The sequence below is a fragment of the Bradyrhizobium sp. MOS001 genome (assembly GCF_004634465.1).
In the GTDB taxonomy this organism is placed as follows: Bacteria; Pseudomonadota; Alphaproteobacteria; order Rhizobiales; family Xanthobacteraceae; genus Bradyrhizobium; species Bradyrhizobium barranii.
On record NZ_SPVJ01000042.1, the window covers coordinates 51,459 to 68,827 of the forward strand.

The window sequence follows — 17,369 nt, forward strand, 5'->3', positions numbered from 1 at the left end:
AATTATGAAGCCGTTTGATTGATGAAGACCGCCACCACCACTACCTACACTCTCATCGTCGCAGTTCTAAGGCGCGAGGCGATCCCATGTCCAAGATTCTTTGTGTCCTCTATCCCGATCCCTCGACCGGCTATCCGCCACAGTACGCTCGCGACGACATACCCGTCATCAGCAGCTATCCGGACGGTCAGACACTTCCGACGCCGCGTGGGACGCCCGGCTTCAAGCGGGGCGCACTGGTCGGCTGCGTTTCGGGAGAATTGGGGTTACGCGGATATCTGGAAAGCCATGGACACGAGTTTGTGGTGACCAGTGACAAGGATGGGTCAAACTCTGCTTTCGAGCGGAATCTGGCCGATGCACACGTCGTCATCTCCCAGCCATTCTATCCCGCATACTTGACGCCCGAGCGAATCGCAAAGGCCAGAAATCTAAAGCTTGCGCTGACAGCCGGCATTGGGTCCGACCACGTCGATCTAAGATCCGCCTCCGAGCGAGGAATCACGGTGGCCGAGCAGACATTCTCCAACAGCATAAGCGTGGCCGAGCACGTCGTCATGTCGGTGCTCGCTCTGGTCCGAAATTACCTCCCATCACATGACTATGCAGTCAGCGGAGGATGGAACATCGCGGATTGCGTCAGCAGGAGCTACGACCTCGAAGGTATGCACTTTGGAACAATCGGGGCAGGCCGCATCGGTCTTGCGGTTTTGCGCCGGCTTAAGCCGTTCGGCGTTCATTTGCATTACAACCAGCGGCATCGCTTACCGCAAGATATCGAAGCGGAGCTCGGTCTCACCTATCACGACACGCCCCAGTCCATCGCCAAGGCCTGTGACGTGCTCAATCTCCAGGTTCCACTTTACCCGAAGACGAGGCACATGTTCGACGACGCAATGTTCGCGTTGATGAAGCGCGGCGCTTATCTCATCAACTGCGCGCGCGGCGACTTATGCGACCGCGATGCAGTCGTACGCGCCATGGAATCCGGTAGGTTGGCCGGATATGCCGGAGACGTCTGGTTTCCGCAGCCTGCTCCATCTGACCACCCATGGCGTCACATGCCTCATCAAGGAATGACACCACATATCTCCGGCAGCTCCCTGTCCGCGCAGGCGCGCTACGCGGCCGGCACGCTCGAGATACTCCAATGCTTTCTCGAGAACCGTCCGATCCGCCCCGAATACCTCATCGTCGATGGGGGGCGACTGGCTGGAGTCGGCGCAAAATCATATGGATTGAGCTGAATAGCTCCGACAAAAGCAATGCCGGGTGATCCCTTATCAATTGCGGGGTTCCTGTGCGCGCGGCCACATACCGGCGCGGGGCTTCGAAAGAGATCCGCGATAATGGCAGCCTCCTTGCAAAGCACCCTGAAGCCAGCAGGTCGATTTTCAGCTCTGGCCGTGCCGAACTTTCGTCGTTTCGTGCTGGGCCAGGGCATCAGTCTGATCGGCTCTTGGACCGAGACGGTCGCCCAGGCCATATTAGTCCTGCAGCTCACGAATTCAGCAACCGGCGTCGGATTCGTCACGGCGATTCGCTATCTTCCCGTCTTACTGCTGACGCCCTATGCGGGTCTCCTCGTCGATCGGTACAGCAAGAGGCGCATTCTCCTAGGAACGGCATTCTCTCTTGCAGTTTTGTCGGTCATCCAGGCCGTTCTCGTGCTCACGAATACAATCAGTATCGGGTTCGTGTACCTGCTTGCGCTTGCGTTCGGCACGCTTTCAGCGTTGGACAATCCAGCCCGCCAAGCCTTCATTCCGGAGATGGTCAGCAAAGAGTATGTCCGAAGCGCGGTCACCTTGAACAGCACGTTCGTCAACGTCGGCCGCGCCCTCGGGCCGATGGTGGCCGCCGGACTGATCGCCAGTGTTGGAATTGGCTGGTGTTTTCTCACCAACGCGGCGAGCTTTGGAGCCGTGCTGTTCGCGCTTACGACGATGACCCTTTCCGAACTTCACCCAGTGAAGCCAGCGAAAGCCGCGAGAGGTCAACTTTTCGAGGGATTTCGATACGCGTTGACGGTGCCAGAGATCATCGGTCCAATCGCAATGATGGCGTTGATTGGTACCCTCACTTACGAATTCGAGGTCAGCCTCCCACTTTTCGCCCGTGTCTCACTCGACGGGACATCCACGACCTATAGCTGGCTCATTGGCGCCTTTGGCGCCGGCTCGGTCGCCGGCGGCTTCTACGCGATGTGGCGGCCGGCAACCGGTCTGAAGCGACTGAGCTGGATAGCGGTTTTTTACGCAGCAGCGATGCTGGCAACCGCGTTCACCTCTAATGTTTCCTCGGCACTATCGTTTCTTCTTATGGTGGGCTTTGCCAGCATTCTGTTTCTGACGACCGGCAATAGCACGATCCAGTTGGCGGCGTCGCCTGAGTACCGAGGACGTGTCATGGCGCTTTGGTCTACCGCTTTTATAGGATCTACCCCCGTGGGGGCATCCATCATCGGCGCGATCGATGCGGTGAGTCCACGCCTCGCTCTGGGTGTCGGAGCGGCCGCTTGCATTGCCGCCGCTGGCGTCGGCGCCTTTTTCGCGCACCGTTGCCCGCAGGCGATCTGATTGCATCGGATACGCGGGACCTCTGTCAGCCAGCCACCGGAATATATGGAAGCTTTCGAAGACTTCAGCCCGGTAGTCGTGCACGCCATTCAATGAGAGCAGACTTTCGCTGACTTTGAAGGCAGCGTGCGATTGCAACATCGCCCCTGTGGAACTGCAATACCAGCCTTGAGGCATGGCGCACCATGGCATCGATTAGTGCCTAGACGCTTCCCCTTTCTCTGAACATGGCGATCGTCCGGCTAGAACAACATAACTCATTCGATGGAGAGCAGACCGTGTCGACAAATTCGAAGTCAGAAACTCTCAGCGGACGACAAGTAGAACCTGCCAACCCCTTGCTTCAACCGCCAACCGCTCTTGCCGCTCAGGCTGCGCAGTTGGTCGATGACCTTCGCCTGGCCTTTGGAAGACACCGAGCTCGAGCTGTTCATGCCAAAGGCATCATATTGACCGGCAACTTCCTGCCCTCGGAAACTGCACGGACTCTCAGCAAAGCCGCATTGTTTTCTGGCCCGGCAATTCCGGTGATAATCAGATTCTCGAACTTCACCGGCATTCCGAATATTCCGGACAATATCATCGACGCCAATCCGCGCGGCTTAGCTATCAAGTTAGGTACCGGCGGGTTCGAAAGCCTGGACATCGTCAGTCACAGCTTTAACGGCTTTCCGGTTTCGACAGCGCAGGAGTTTGGAATTCTATTGCGGAGCATCGCTTCCAGCGGAGCTGGCGTTCCAAAGCCGACGCCTTTGGACAAATATCTCGAGAGTCATGCTATCGCCAAACGGTTCCTTACAACGCAGGAGCCGCCGCCCGAGAGCTATGCCACCACCGCATATTTTGGCGTCAACTCGGTAGCTTTCCTGAATGAAGCGAACGAACGGACGTTTGTACGCTATCGTTTCGTTCCCGAGGCTGGAGAGCATTACCTCGACGAGGCAACTCGCAAGTCGATGGGGCCGAATTATCTTTCCGAAGAAATTGCTACACGGATTGCAACGGCACCGATTCGATTCGATTGGTACGCTCAACTTGCAACGGCCGACGACGAGATTGAAGATCCGTCTATCGCATGGCCCGAAAGTCGAGCCACGGCGAAGCTTGGGACGATCAGCATAGAGTGCCTGGTGCCCGACCAGCAAGAGGCGAGCAGAAGTTTGCTGTTCATGCCCGCAACGTTCCCGCCAGGCATTGAAGCTGCCGATCCAATGCTCGCCGTTCGTGAGGTTGCGTATCCGATCTCATATGACGAGCGCAGGTGAGATAGCACTGTTCGCGGGCAGCGCAATCTTGCCCATGGCAACTTCGGTTGCGTAGTCTCGCATAGGTGGATTTCGGCCACGGGTGCAGCGGTCCCCCGCAGGCCGCATACGTCCCGCGGAAGGGATTGGGCATGGCGTCAATTGTGATCAAGCGGGTTTACGAGCCGCGTGCACCCGACGACGGCAAGCGAATCTTGGTAGATCGCTTATGGCCACGCGGTCTGCAGAAGGAGGAAGCCTCCATCGACCTCTGGAGCAAAGACATCGCGCCAACTCCTTCGTTGAGGGTTTGGTTCGATCATCGTGCGGATCGATTCACTGAGTTCAAGCAACGCTATCGGGACGAGCTGAAATCCAACCCGGCCGTGACGGAGGTTCTCAAGGCGATCGGGGACCGCAAGGCCACGTTGCTATATGCGGCCCGCGACACCACTGTGAACCATGCGTCGATTCTAGCGGGCTTTCTCATAAAGGCACGAAAGAAGAAGCCAATGGCGAGGAAACTGGCAGCGAAACATTTATCCTAAATATCTGACTCTAGCAGAGGGTTCTTGAAGCTTTGCTCAAGCCAATCTGCACAAAACAAATATCAGAAAACAATTTCAGGATTTCTGCTCGCATTAGCCGACAAGTCTTCTTCAGGTAGAGGACTGTCTCCGTTTCAATCTACCACGTCGACTTAAACGGTAACGACAGGTCTCGTCGATTGCCAACTTCCTCCACATCTGGCCTTCCCGGCCTGTCCCCCGCTACCGACGCCTGCATCGTCAGATTGGCGAGGTCCGGCACGCGCCTCGCAAACCAAAACTTGCACGTCAAACCCGTAGTATCTCCATCTGACGGTAAGACAGCGGACCCGATCCCGTCAGCTCTGTACCTCACTGAACTCGGAGACACTTCAATGCCTGGTGGCATGCAGTCGTGATTAGATTTGATAAGAGATCTCTGCGGCAAGGACCTTTCTGCCGAGCCTAAAATATAGGCTCTTCCTTCTCCGGGAGCGAACACCGTTCCGCACACCGCGGGGATGACGAGATGCTCTTCTCGCCTACCACTCCGTCGATCCACGGTTGCAACGGGGCTTGACTAAACCAACACGACGCCGGGCGCGGGATCGATTTTGTCGTCCTACAAGACGTAGTACTGGCTGAGCCGTGAGCTGGCAGAACTATGAACTCTGAACTAGCATATCAATCCCGGCGCACGAACCAATCCTGGCGAAAGCTGAACTAGATGGATATCACGGACAATAATTTCAGACTGGTGGTCGACAACCTTCCCATGATGGCTTGGGCTTGTCGGCGCGACGGCACGACGGAATTCATCAACCAGCAGTGGCTTAACTTTACAGGTCGTTCATTCCACGATTCCGTGAGACTGGGTTGGCGCAGCTCGATCCATTCGGAGGATGTAAATCGGGTCGATGACTTTTGGGCGGACTTACTAACAACTGGGCAGGCAGGTGAAATCGAGGCGCGTCTTCAGCGCTTCGATTCGGAGTATCGCTGGTTTCTGATTCGAGTAGCGCTCCTCAAGAACGAAGAAGGTTTAATCCGCGGTTGGTACGGGACGAATATCGAAATCGAGGATTTGAAGCGCGAGGAATATTTATTGGCAGCGGAACGACGCTCACTCGAAATGTTAGCTGAGGGCAAGAGCCTGGCTACCATTTTGGAGAACATCTGCCGCGCCATTGAGTCACGCTCCGTCAAGACAATCTCATCGATACTTCTGTTCGACGACAACGATAACTCATTGCGTTTCGCCGCCGGCAATAGACTTTCAGAACAGTGGATTGCTTTCTTGATGACGCTGAGTATTGGGCCTGCCTCCTGTTCATGCGGAACGGCAGCCCATCTGCGGAAGTTGATTGTCGTTTCGGATATTGCCTCCGACCCCTTATGGTCTGAGCATCGCGATCTTGCGATGAGCAATGGCCTGCGATCAGCATGGTCTCGTCCATTAATTTCCGATAGCGGAAAGCTTCTTGGAACGTTTTGTAACTATTATACCGAACCACGAGACTCCAATGCCAGCGACCTTCGGCTACTCGAGTCAGCAGCGCATTTGGCGGTTGCAGCAATAGAAGGCGATCTGTCTCGCGCTTTACTGACCAATGCGCTAGAGGATTTGAAACGATCAGAAGTCCAAATGCGCGCGGCAATCGACGCTATACCCACGCAGGTCTGGTGGGCGATTCCAGATGGATCTACGGAATTTCAGAATCGCCGCTGGCTCGAATACGCGGGCGTTACAGCGGAAGAGGCGCGAGGCTGGGGATGGCAAAAATCTGTACACCCCGATGATGCGGATCTTTACCTCAAAAAATGGCAAGAAATCCAAGCGTCCGGGGGGACCGGCGAAGCTGAGGCGCGCTTTCGCCGCTTTGACGGCGAATTTCGACGATTTTTGATGCGCGTAGATGTCCTTCGTGACGAGAAGGGAAACGTCGTCAAGTGGTATGGCTCAAATACCGATATCGAAGACCTGAGACGCAGTGAAGAAGCGTTGCGAAACGCACAAGCAGATCTAACCCGGATCAGCCGATTGACGACGATGGGCGAATTTGCCGCATCTATCGCTCATGAGGTGAACCAACCGCTCATGGCGATCGTAACCAATGCGGAGACATGCTTGCAATGGCTGTCGCACGGTCCCCCTGACATCGGCAAAGCCCAAGAGGCTGCTGAGCGCATAGTGGAAAGTGGTCAGCGGGCTGCTGATATCGTAAGAAGTATTCGTACCCTATCGCGGAAGTCCGGCCAAGATGTCACCCAATTTGACATCAACAAGTCGATTCAAGACGTTGTCGCCCTTATCCAGAGCGAACTCCTTAGGCAGAACATTGCACTAAGCATCGGATTGCTTCCTGATTTACCTCTCGTGATAGGTACTCAGGTTCAGTTTCAGCAGGTGATCCTTAATTTATTCAGGAACGCCATTGAATCGATGGAAGCGACACTCAACGTTCCGCGAATATTGGGCGTCACCACCGAACTGGTAGATAGCCGAGCTCAAGTGTCAATCTCAGATACGGGCACCGGGCTCGATTCCGCAAATCGCGCGGGAATATTCGAGGCGTTCTTTACAACTAAGCCCCAGGGGATGGGCATGGGTCTCTCGATCTGCCGATCGATAGTTGACGCGCACGGCGGTCGCATTTGGGCCACGGACAATTCATCTCGCGGCAGCGCGTTTCATTTTACTATTCCCGTTGTCGGAGCCTGATTGGTAAGGATGGGGCGCGCCAGCTCACCCCGGAGGAATGGTTTTGAGACGGGCGCTGGCCGAATGCATGCGAGATTGCGAGCGACCAATGTGAGCTATGGATCATCTCGACACTCGTACCTTCAGCTAATTTGGCAGAGCCCGCACGACCAACATCGCGGCGATTAGAGAGCCCACGGAGAGAGCAACTGAGCCAAACATGTAGGTCCCGGCCGCCACAGCTTCACCCCTTTCGATCAGGGAGTAGCTGTCGAGTGAGAACGTCGAAAATGTGGTGTAACCACCGCAGACTCCTACGACCAGAAAGAGGCGCAGCGCCTGCGGGAGATGCCGATCCATCGCAAATAGAGCAATGAACAGCCCGATCAGAAAGGACCCGGTGACGTTGATCATCAACGTACCCCAAGGGAAGTGATTGCCCAATATCTTAGTGACGGCGGCTCCGACAAGGTATCTCGCGACCGACCCGATCGCACCACCAAGGGCTACGGAAAAAATGAACGAAGGGGTCATTGCACACGGCCTTTTGCGCTAATCGCGTGAAAAGCGGCTATGTGATAACTACTGCAAATCAAGCCATCTTTCGGGTTACAACGTTTCCTGCCACGAGTGCACGTTTTTGCGGAGACGGCTTGAACTCATTCGCGAGTGCCAGATATGTTCACCATTAGATTGCGTACACAGTTGCTGCACTTGAACGTCAGTCATCTAATTTGGTAAGCGCCGACCCTTTATGAGCGGCAATATGGTCTGTCGTGCTACTTTTGATCTCGTACTGCGGCGATACTGAGCTCGCGTGATGCGTGTGGCCCTTGTAGTCGAAATCGGTGACATGTATCCGGATGATCGTGCCGCTGACATGCCCTGCCTCCGAATTCCACCGGACCCGGTCTCCAATCTTAAATCGCTCAGTCATCGTAGTTTTCCCTGTAGTCGATTACATCAAACCCATCTCGATGGCCGACTTCCACCGCGTCAAACAATTTCGAATCCCGGCGGGACTCGCTCTATAACTTGCGATTATCTCGGCGAAGTTGTGTTATCTTGGAACGGCACCACAGCGATTACACTATTGTAGCGGACCGAGTTACTGCTGATGCCTCGCTTTGTGAAATTGCATGATCCAGGCCGAGACCAGTCCAATCTACACTATCGGTCACTCGACGCGGAGCATCGTCGACTTCGTCGAGCTATTGAAAGTCGGTGCGATCGAGATGGTGGTCGACATCCGCAAGATGCCGCGATCGCGAGCCAACCCCCAGTTCAATATCGACACCCTGCCTGATGCGCTTTCGCGGTGGCAGATCGGATATACCCGGATAGAGGAACTCGGCGGCCTGCGGACGAGATCAAAAACGGTGCCTCCCCAAGTTAATGGTTTCTGGATCAACCCGAGCTTTCACAACTATGCCGATTATGCGCTCTCTGATGAATTCCGCAGGGGTCTATCGCAACTCGAGGAGCTAAGCCTCGAGCGGCGATGCGCAATCATGTGCTCAGAAGCCGTTTGGTGGCGTTGTCACCGACGGTTCGTCGCCGATTACCTTCTTCGTGATGGACGAGATGTCTTCCACCTGATGGGCACGGCGCGGGTTGAGGTCGCCAGGATGAACACTGCGGCACGCAAGGACGGCGCATCGCTCGTCTACCCCCAGGTCGAGCCTCATGTAGAATGAGTGCAGAGAGTTTGAGCTGAAAGCTACTCCGACGACGCCGCGCGCATCTTGACCCGGAACCTCTTTGCAGTTCCGGCTAGATTACATCTGAGACGGTTGCGCGGCGCCACGCAGCAACGCCGGTTGGTCTGATCGCTTCGACTGAAACGCTCCTGCATTGTGCGCAACGCTCCTCGGATCGCCTTGTGCTTACCTTCGTCGCCTCCACAAGATCGACAGGATCATGAGTAGGACCACGAAGCCAGCCGCCCCCAAAAGCGCTGGGCCAATCCCGAAGGCGCCGACGCTGATCGCGCCGTTGGTCACGCCGGCGACGAACGCCAGCCAGGAAATCGCATTAGCTGCAGCCTCCGCAAAGTGGGCGCGCCCGAGGCAGGCTCGTGCCAACGCGTCGCCGGTTCCGAACAGAGCCCCGGTTATAAAGCTCTTGCCCGTTGAGGCTCCAGCAACCGCCTTGTGAAGGGAGTTCTGCATGCCCATGGCAACGGCGACGAAGAGCAGCGCGCAATTTTGGGCGATCACTCCGTTGAGGCTCCAGGCCGATATGAGACAAACGAACTCGCAGACAAGCACGAGCGGCATCCCGATCTCTCCTTCGGCCGCATGAATCAGAGAGCCGATGAAGGCACCGAGCAGGAAAGTGGCGATAACCGCGCCGGCCCAGCCGACCACATGCGCATTGCCACCAGCGACAGCCATGCCGAATTGCGTGCTGTTTCCGCTCATGAACGAGAGATAGAGGTGGCCCATTGCCGTGTATCCGACGGCGTCGACGAACCCGGCGAGTGCCGTCATTAGCGTCGCCTGAATAAGCACGTTCCAAGCAGGGCTCTCCGGGAATGTGGTTAAGTGCCGCTCATGGAATGGCAATCGCCCTATCGGCCCTTGATTGGTTCCATTCGTCGGTTTCGCGCGACAAAGCCATCTCTTCATGAGCTCTTGTAAGCCGATGCCCAAATTGCTGTGGAGCCCGCTTGCGCGAGTGATTTTCACGCGCAAGCGGGAGTCAGGACGCTTATCAGCGGACGACGGCTCGCGCATTTGGATTCAGGGCCGCCATGGCAATATCATCGAGATCGAGGTGTCCACGGACCAAATCTGGCGGCGTCAATGCGAGCCACTGATTGAGCGCGACGTCCTTGAATTCCGGATCGTTGAACACGTTCAGTAGCCGGACCTTCGTTGTTCCGATGTTCTCGATGTAGTGGGCCAGCGTTCTGGGCACGTAGCCGACGTCACCAGCTGAATAGTTGAAAGTGCGCGCCTTGGACGTCGCATCAAAGACCGTCATCCGCGCTTCGCCCTCGATATAGTACTGCCACTCGTCAGCATTCGGATGCCAGTGAATTTCCCGCATTGCTCCCGGCTCCAGCTCGATGATCAACGCGGCCATGTTGGTAACCGGAAAGTTCCTGACGTCGATGATCGTGGTCTTGCCACCGTCCCATTGGTGGGCGGTAAACTCATCGCCGTGGACAGTGAACGGCATGGGCGGTCGCTGCTTGGGTAGCTTTGCAAGGACCTCACCGATCGGTGCAGGGACTGGAAGCGGAAAGATATACTTCTCCTTCGGTGGAAGATTCGCGAAGTGCTCGGCTGGAATGCAAAAGTTCTTAGCGACGACATCCCTGGGCATATGCGCCATGACTTCGGTCAGGAGTAACGTCTCGTTCTCCGAGAATTTTCCGTCATTGAAGACCAGAAGGAACTCGCATCCCTCCTCAAGAGCTTGAATCGAATGTGGGATCCCGGAAGGGAAGAGCCAGATATCGCCCGCTTTGAGGTCGTCGATATAGACGTTCCTCTCAGCATCTACCACGGTTACTCGGCAGCGCCCATCGAGCACGTACCCCCATTCGGCTTCCTTGTGCCAATGCATCTCCCGGACGACCCCCGAAGCAAGCCGCGTGTCGACGCCGGCCAACCCGGTCGCCGCAGGCAAGTCACGGACCGTGACTTCGCGAGCCCACCCGCCGACCTCTAGCCGATTATGTGCCATACCGAAGGAGAACTTCAGGTTTGGAATCGAGCCATTGTCAGTTCTCGGCGGCGTCAGAATATCCGGGTTCTGACGATCGAGCTCCACGTTGCGTGGTCCCGGATCGTTAGCGCCGAACTTACCGATAATGGGTTCTGGATTGCTAGATGACACCATTTCCGATCCTATTCATTTTGCGCAAGAATCATTCTCGCGAGCCGATGGTTGGACGATTTATGTCCCGCGATATTATCACCACCGATTCCGACTCACTTTTCCCTTCGCACGCCCGCGTGTGAATTCGAACGGCGCGGGCAATCGCGCATTTGATGCGATGATTTTTTCGATAAGGCGTGACAGTCCGATTCCGCAAATTAAGAGCAGCGCATTTCGCGCTTCCCCACGAATCCACTCTGCTCAGTGAAGTGCGCTTTGTGGTAGTGTGCTTTCGCATCGATGAATCTCTGCGAAAGGGCACGAAACGCATCGAGCGGGAAACGGCGGCGCCCTAAACCTTCATAGCCCGCAAACGTGCCGGGATCCGCTAACCTCACGCTCATCGACCCACGCTTAAGCCCTCCTTGCGGGACGCGACGATCACATGGTCAACGCCGCGGTCTTGCATGCACTGAACCCGCGATCCTAGAACGGTCCAGCAGCTATCGTAAGTAAGAGCTAATTTCCCGATCTTGTAATGTCTATGTCGTAATCGGTCCGTCTGCCGCTCCAGACTCCCTCGGGAATAAGAACGATCGATGTCGTTCCACCATTTCCAGAATGCACACTGACCGTACCCGACAAGTGTCTCGCCAGCGCTTCAACGATTTTCAGACCGCATCCTGGCATTACTTCTGTATTTGATCTGCCATTGTCAGTGACGCGGCATTCAACCAGTTTTCCATTCGTGAGCAATTCAAGGTGAATAGCTCCAGACCGACCGGAGAATGCGTGGCGGGCTGCGTTTGTGACTAATTCGAAGACGATCATGCCAAGGAGCCAACATCGACCCGACGACATCCGGACGGGATAAAGAGACAGAGATAACTCAATCCCACAGCCTTCGAGTTTGGATCGACTGATAGCCTTGCACAGCCTATGAAGATAGGCGTTCAACTCAATCGCGGTGTCATACTCCGGCATCGCCAACGAGTGATGAACTCCAGCGTAGTTTTGCAATTGGTTCTGGACGGCAATTAATGTTGCACGCGCCTCGTCGTTCTCACTCCGGGCCGCGGCGACCGCGATAACGCCAATCGCGGACGAAAGCTCGTTGTTCATTCGATGCGACATTTCGCGCAGTAATATGTGTTCAATGCTGGGTTCTTGAACCGCGCTCATCATGTTCATGTTGTTTGACATCTCGCCACTTCTTATCTTGAGCTTCGCCGAAAGTGGGTTACCGAATTGCCTGTCGCTTATCGACCTTCTTGCGACGCGATCCTGCTTCGCTCCGGCATCGTGTCGCAGCTCAAAGCCGCTGCTGGAGCATAGTGGTCGGAGCTCGGCCCCTCTTTCGAGGGTAGGACGACGATTTTGCAATTGCACGGCTGCGATCTGCCTTATGGCTTATTCTTCGAGCCGATCGATCTATGAGAATTCGGGTCGACACCGGGCAGAATGATCGCGGTGATCCGACTACACCGGCTATCCTGCTCTGTCGTGCAATATCAACAATTGCCGTTCGAACAGCTCTATGCGTCGACTGAGATCACGCGCATCTCTCTCCGGGAGGTTGGGGCCCTCCTGATTTCGTCCAGTAAACGGAGAGATACATGACGATGCTCAAACTGATGCCGGCCGAATTGATCCTGGCAGCCATGATTGCCGCTCCGGCTATGGCCCGCGACAAAAAGGCCGGCTTGACCAAAGTGGATAACGCCTACGCCGCGGCTTCCGCCCGTAAGCACCGCTGCGCTGTTCGGGCTCCTGACGAAGGAGCTTACGCCTCTGCTCCATACCGGAAGCCGCCGTGCGAGCCGATCGGACGGACTTACTAAGGTCGCCTTTCAAGGTGTCTTGATCGATTCCCTGGTCGTGGACGACAGAACAGGTAGCGCGATGTTAGCTACGCCTGCAGCGCTCGCACTGACGCGCTAGGCGCGTAGCGATGTCTGCACAACAAGGATTACGCAATTACACAATGATTCGTCGCTTCTCGAAATGCGTCGCTGATACCGTTTCGTAGAGTGATCTTTATAGAGCTTACCCCGGTGCCTTTACGGCTCGAACCCTCCTCCCTAATCGAGCCATACTGGGCCGTCCCCTCCCGGGACGGCCCGCATTTTTGGACGCACACTCTCTGCCGAATCAGAGTGGGGGCTCGCCTGCGGCATACACGGACTAACGATACGCCCGTTCGAATCAGAATTCGAAATGGCACGGAAGAAAGACCAGTCCACGAACCGTGGCTACCTTGTTCTCGAAAGACACAAGAGTGCTGCCGACCGCCACAAGCGAAGCCCAAGGCAGCGGCAATGAGCCATCTCCGAGAGGCATGACAACAATGGTAACATCGGTGATTGTACGAACTGTGGACTTTTGCGCGCGACGGGCATGGCTGGTTGTTGCTTATAGCGTGCTTCTCGCTGCCGCCTCTCTTTACTACAGCGCTACTCACTTTTCGATCGACACGGATACCGAGAAGCTCATTTCACGTGACCTCCCCTGGCGCCAGCGCGCGGCGAGCTATACTAACGCATTCCCCCAAAGCGGTATACTCGTCGTGGTCACCGCAGCGACGACAGAGGGTGTCGAACAAGCCACGACTGCGCTTCAAGCAGAGCTTTCACAGCATCCGGATCTATTTCTAAGGGTGGCTCGGGTCGGAGGCGGCGAGTTCTTCGAGAAAAACGCGCTTCTCTTCGAGCCTTTGATCAGGGTCACGCAATCCCTCAACAGTTTGTCAAACGGGACGCCTCTGATCCAGACACTTGCCTCTGATCCAAGCTTGCGCGGCGTTATGAACGCGCTCGCTCTTGCAGCTAGTGGGGTCTCTAGTGGCAGCATAAGCCTCGACGAGCTTGAATGGCCGGTTTTTCTCGCGACCGCCCCGTTGCGCGACGCGATCGATGGCAAGGTTACACCGTTCTCATGGCAAGCCTTGGTACAAGGCGCAAAGCCATCCGCGAGTCAGCTCCGCCGTTTCATCGAGGTCGAGCCAATATTGAACTTTTCCGATCTTCGGCCGGGAAGCAGGGCGACATCCGCCATCAGGCAATCTGCGGCTCGGTTAAAACTGCAATCGGCGTTTGGCGCCGCAGTGCAGCTAACCGGCGCCGTTCCCATGAATGATGACCAGTTCTCAGTGATCCAAAATAGCGCGGTGCGCGATACTCTGACTGCGCTGTTAGGCACTTTGATTATCCTTTGGCTGGCGCTTCATTCGTGGAAGATTGTCATGGCCGTCTTTGCAAGCGTGATCGTTGGTCTTTCGGCGACGGCCGCGCTTGGGCTGGTGATGATCGGGGCTTTCAACCTTATCTCGATCGCCTTCTTTGTTTTGTTCGTGGGGCTCGGCGTCGACTTCGGCATTCAGTTCACCGTTCGCTATCGCTCCGAACGATACAAATGCCCCGATCTGCACCAGGCTCTATGTGCAGCCGCCCGCGCGGTTGCGATTCCGCTCTCGCTCGCCGCCGCAGCTACCGCTGCTGCGTTCTTTTCGTTTTTACCGACTAATTATGCTGGCCTGTTTGAACTCGGGCTGATCGCTGGCTGCGGAATGCTAGTGGCCTTTCTGTGCGCCATTACGGTAGTTCCGGCGATGTTGGCCATCCTGCAGCCTCCCGTTGAGCCTGCTCCAATCGGCTTCAAGGAGCTGGCTCCGTTAGATCACTTTCTCCAGCGGCACCGTCTTGTGATCGTGGCCGGCACGGTCCTCGCCGCGTTAGCGGGAGTGCCCGTATTGGCGCATCTCCCCTTTGACTTCAATCCGATTAATCTCCAAGATCCGAACGCTCCGTCGGTCATCACCTATCGCGAGCTCCAAGGCAGCTCTCTGACGAACGGAACAGATGCTGATGTGGTCGCCGTGTCGCTGGACGAAGCAGACAGGATCTCCCATCGCCTGGCCTCTCTGCCCGATGTCGCGCAAACTTTGACACTCAGTAGCTTTGTTCCGAGTGAACAAGGCCAGAAGATCGACGCTATCAAGTCGGCGGCATCGGGGCTGCGCCAGGCGCTCGATCAGCCGCATCAAGCGGCGCCATCCGACAGGGATATTACCGACGCGATTCAGACGACCGTCGCGGCGCTTTCTAGGGCGATCGGGACGGCATCGGGATCCGGCGCGAACGCTGCACGCCAGTTTTCTGAGCTGTTGACTCGCCTCGCTCAGGCTGACATCGCATCGCGCGAGCGGGCTGCGAGCGCATTCGTTCCATCTCTAAGCTTCGATCTACGTCTATTGCGCAGCAGTCTCGAGCCACAGGTCATAACGGCCGCAAACCTGCCCCTCGATCTCGTTCGCAACTGGCTTCTGTCCGACGGTCGCGCGAGAGTCGAGGTGCTGCCCAAGGGCGATGTAGGTAAGCTTGGCGTGCTTCGTCGTTTCGCTACCTCGGTCTTGTCGGTAGAACCTTCCGCCACAGGACCTGCGATCAACCTATACGAATCCGGCCGCACCGTAGTTCAATCGTTCATACAAGCGGGAGCTCTGGCATTCACAGCCATCTCGGTGCTCTTGCTCATTTCGCTGCGCAAGGTCGCAGATGTACTGCTTACGCTGACGCCCTTATTACTGGCCGGCACCGTTACATTGGAGCTCGCTACGCTGACGCATACCGCTATCAATTTTGCCAACATCATTGCCCTTCCCCTGCTGCTGGGTGTGGGCGTGGCATTCAAGATCTACTATGTCCTTGCGTGGCGCGAGGGTAAGACGGATCTGCTGCAGTCCAGCCTCACCCGTGCGGTTGTTTTTAGCGCTATGACCACCGCTATAGCCTTCGGGAGCATGTGGGCATCAAACTCACCCGGGATGTCGAGCATGGGCAAGATGATGGCACTCGCACTGATTTGTACGATGGCCGCTGCAGTCCTGTTCCAGCCCCTTCTCATGGGGCCGCCGCGCCAAGTGAAGGCCGGGGTGCGCAACAATGTTGACGCTATGCCTGACGCAGCAGAGTAGGAATGATCCGATAGGCACGAAATTTATGCGATGGTCTGCTTCGCTCGGCCTGTCCTGGCTTCTCGGCGACACGATGGGGCGTTTGGAGACGGTAGACGGACGGCCCCATCGGTGGAAATGGCTCCGAGGGTTTCCGGCGGTTCGTGCCGTCGAGCGTTCTCGCATGCGTTTCGTTTCGCCCTTTCTTACGACGAGGCGGGTACTCGTCCGTATCGGAGCGGAGCGCCGGAGTTTGCGCTTTTCGATCGCGCTAAGCGGGCACGTCGCCAAGTCCAATCTTGCCACTCCCAGCCATCCAATTGCTCGTCGCCACCGGTGTCCACGCGTTGGGCAACACCGGTTGATCGAGGAGACTCGCGTTTCCTGAATACCACTGGTGCGACAAGCCTCGGTGGCTCGAGAGAGGTCTTCTCAACATCGGGGTAGGCTTCGTGCGGCCCCGACACTGGAAAGCTGGAGGCGCCGCTCGCGGCCTCGTAGTGAAGGTCGATGTTGCCGGAACTCGCAACCCCGAAGCCGGTGGGGAACTTAGTGCGGAAGCGCAGGTGCCAGAAAGCTACAAACTCCGCGAAACATCGGACAGCCGCAGTCCGCAGATAGACGTCCGGTAGCGCAAGGAGCCAGACGAGGGCATCTTCCGATAGGAGCGCCGGAGATTACGCTAAGCGTCGCCCTAGGTGAATGCGGACCGCAAGTTCAATCTCGGGTGAGTATGACCGCTCCGCCGACGGGTGCGGAACGACGAGCGGCATGCCGGCCGCACACCTAGCGACATCCACAAATCGCTTTCCATAGCCCTAAAAGGAGTCGCTGTCGAAGCGCGTCGAGAGAAGTCGCTCGACTTCTTCCATGCAGGCCGGAGTGCTCGAGACGTCCCTATCAATGAAGACCCTGTGCTCTAACCCGTCGGCTGGAGCGCTTGAAACGCAAAACCAGGCCTTCTGCCTGGCTCGATGAGGTGCTCCACAAAGGTGTTACACAGAACCGAACCCCGGCTCTGCGAAAGGCCCTTTTTTGCAGGGGTTTGGCGACTTTCTCGGTCATACGGCGGAGAGGGAGGGATTCTCAGCCCCTCTCCAGATCACGTCGAAAACCGCATAAATCTCAGCGACTTCCGGACAACCCGATTGGTTGTGTGTACCGACCAAGTGTACCTCAATTCCCACTTTTTGGCAAAGCGAGGGGGCGGTGGCACGCCGCTCTTGTAATCGAATCCTTCACTCCAAATTTCCCGGCCGATGAGGCGGGCCACGTTTGGCGGGTGTTGGAACCGAGCTTGACGGAAATGTAGTCAATCGCGACCGGTTCGGTCGCCAGTGCACCCTGCTCCGCATTCGATCATCCTACGCGCTTGACGCTGAAGCGGAATCCTTCCCTAAAAAGAGTCACCCAGCCGGCCGTCCTCGCGGATTCGGTCGTTTTTCGTCATGAAATCGTTCACTGGCATATCGCGCATCCTGGCGGCGACGGTCGGACCATCCAGCGTGCCTGCCGCCTTGACCGCTTTGAGGTAGT

Annotated in this window: 13 protein-coding genes and 1 pseudogene; 8 read left to right on the forward strand and 6 right to left on the reverse strand. The window is 56.5% G+C overall.

Annotated features, from left to right (window positions below; translation table 11 throughout):
* Window positions 1–86 precede the first annotated feature (86 nt).
* The 5 genes from CT676_RS34030 (at window position 87) to CT676_RS34050 (ending at window position 7,072) form a co-directional block, all read left to right on the forward strand.
* Window positions 87–1,247 carry an NAD-dependent formate dehydrogenase gene (locus CT676_RS34030; protein WP_135216281.1) on the forward strand — a complete coding sequence of 387 codons (1,161 nt, stop codon included), beginning with the start codon at window positions 87–89 and terminating at the stop codon, window positions 1,245–1,247.
* A gap of 102 nt (window positions 1,248–1,349) precedes the next feature.
* Complete coding sequence (locus CT676_RS34035; protein ID WP_167768247.1) at window positions 1,350–2,579, forward strand: MFS transporter; 1,230 nt, start codon at window positions 1,350–1,352, stop codon at window positions 2,577–2,579.
* 278 nt (window positions 2,580–2,857) lie between these two features.
* Window positions 2,858–3,844, forward strand: coding sequence for a catalase family peroxidase (locus tag CT676_RS34040; protein WP_167768248.1), 987 nt, complete (start codon window positions 2,858–2,860; stop codon window positions 3,842–3,844).
* A 131-nt stretch (window positions 3,845–3,975) separates the two neighbouring features.
* A complete protein-coding gene (locus CT676_RS34045) occupies window positions 3,976–4,371 on the forward strand; it encodes a DUF488 family protein (protein WP_135216284.1) in 396 nt (131 codons plus the stop codon).
* Window positions 4,372–5,077: 706 nt separating this feature from the next.
* Complete coding sequence (locus tag CT676_RS34050) at window positions 5,078–7,072, forward strand: PAS domain-containing protein (RefSeq protein ID WP_135216285.1); 1,995 nt, start codon at window positions 5,078–5,080, stop codon at window positions 7,070–7,072.
* A 126-nt stretch (window positions 7,073–7,198) separates the two neighbouring features.
* Here CT676_RS34050 and crcB read toward each other — a convergent pair whose 3' ends face one another.
* Window positions 7,199–7,585, reverse strand: a complete 387-nt coding sequence (gene crcB, locus CT676_RS34055; protein ID WP_135216286.1) for a fluoride efflux transporter CrcB — start codon at window positions 7,583–7,585, stop codon at window positions 7,199–7,201.
* Window positions 7,586–7,772: 187 nt separating this feature from the next.
* Window positions 7,773–7,988, reverse strand: coding sequence for a DUF2945 domain-containing protein (locus tag CT676_RS34060; protein WP_135216287.1), 216 nt, complete (start codon window positions 7,986–7,988; stop codon window positions 7,773–7,775).
* Window positions 7,989–8,190: 202 nt separating this feature from the next.
* Here CT676_RS34060 and CT676_RS34065 point away from each other — a divergent pair, with 202 nt between their 5' ends.
* Entirely contained in the window at window positions 8,191–8,748 is a 558-nt protein-coding gene (locus CT676_RS34065) for a DUF488 domain-containing protein (RefSeq protein ID WP_135216288.1), read from the forward strand.
* A 189-nt stretch (window positions 8,749–8,937) separates the two neighbouring features.
* Here CT676_RS34065 and CT676_RS34070 read toward each other — a convergent pair whose 3' ends face one another.
* From CT676_RS34070 to CT676_RS34080, 3 genes are all read right to left on the reverse strand, one after another.
* A complete protein-coding gene (locus tag CT676_RS34070) occupies window positions 8,938–9,543 on the reverse strand; it encodes a YoaK family protein (RefSeq protein WP_167768249.1) in 606 nt (201 codons plus the stop codon).
* Between the two features lie 223 nt (window positions 9,544–9,766).
* A complete protein-coding gene (locus CT676_RS34075) occupies window positions 9,767–10,903 on the reverse strand; it encodes an oxalate decarboxylase family bicupin (protein ID WP_135216290.1) in 1,137 nt (378 codons plus the stop codon).
* Window positions 10,904–11,401: 498 nt separating this feature from the next.
* Window positions 11,402–12,085, reverse strand: a complete 684-nt coding sequence (locus CT676_RS34080) for a sensor histidine kinase (protein WP_135216291.1) — start codon at window positions 12,083–12,085, stop codon at window positions 11,402–11,404.
* A gap of 413 nt (window positions 12,086–12,498) precedes the next feature.
* Between CT676_RS34080 and CT676_RS34085 the strand changes: the two genes are divergently transcribed.
* Both CT676_RS34085 and CT676_RS34090 read left to right on the forward strand, forming a co-directional pair.
* Window positions 12,499–12,723 (forward strand): hypothetical protein, encoded by a 225-nt coding sequence (locus tag CT676_RS34085; protein ID WP_135216292.1) that lies wholly within the window; start codon window positions 12,499–12,501, stop codon window positions 12,721–12,723.
* A 437-nt stretch (window positions 12,724–13,160) separates the two neighbouring features.
* A complete protein-coding gene (locus CT676_RS34090) occupies window positions 13,161–15,854 on the forward strand; it encodes an MMPL family transporter (RefSeq protein WP_244623352.1) in 2,694 nt (897 codons plus the stop codon).
* A 1,390-nt stretch (window positions 15,855–17,244) separates the two neighbouring features.
* Here the strand turns inward: CT676_RS34090 and CT676_RS45525 are convergent.
* Window positions 17,245–17,369: pseudogene (locus CT676_RS45525) on the reverse strand (ABC transporter substrate-binding protein); the annotation flags it as partial.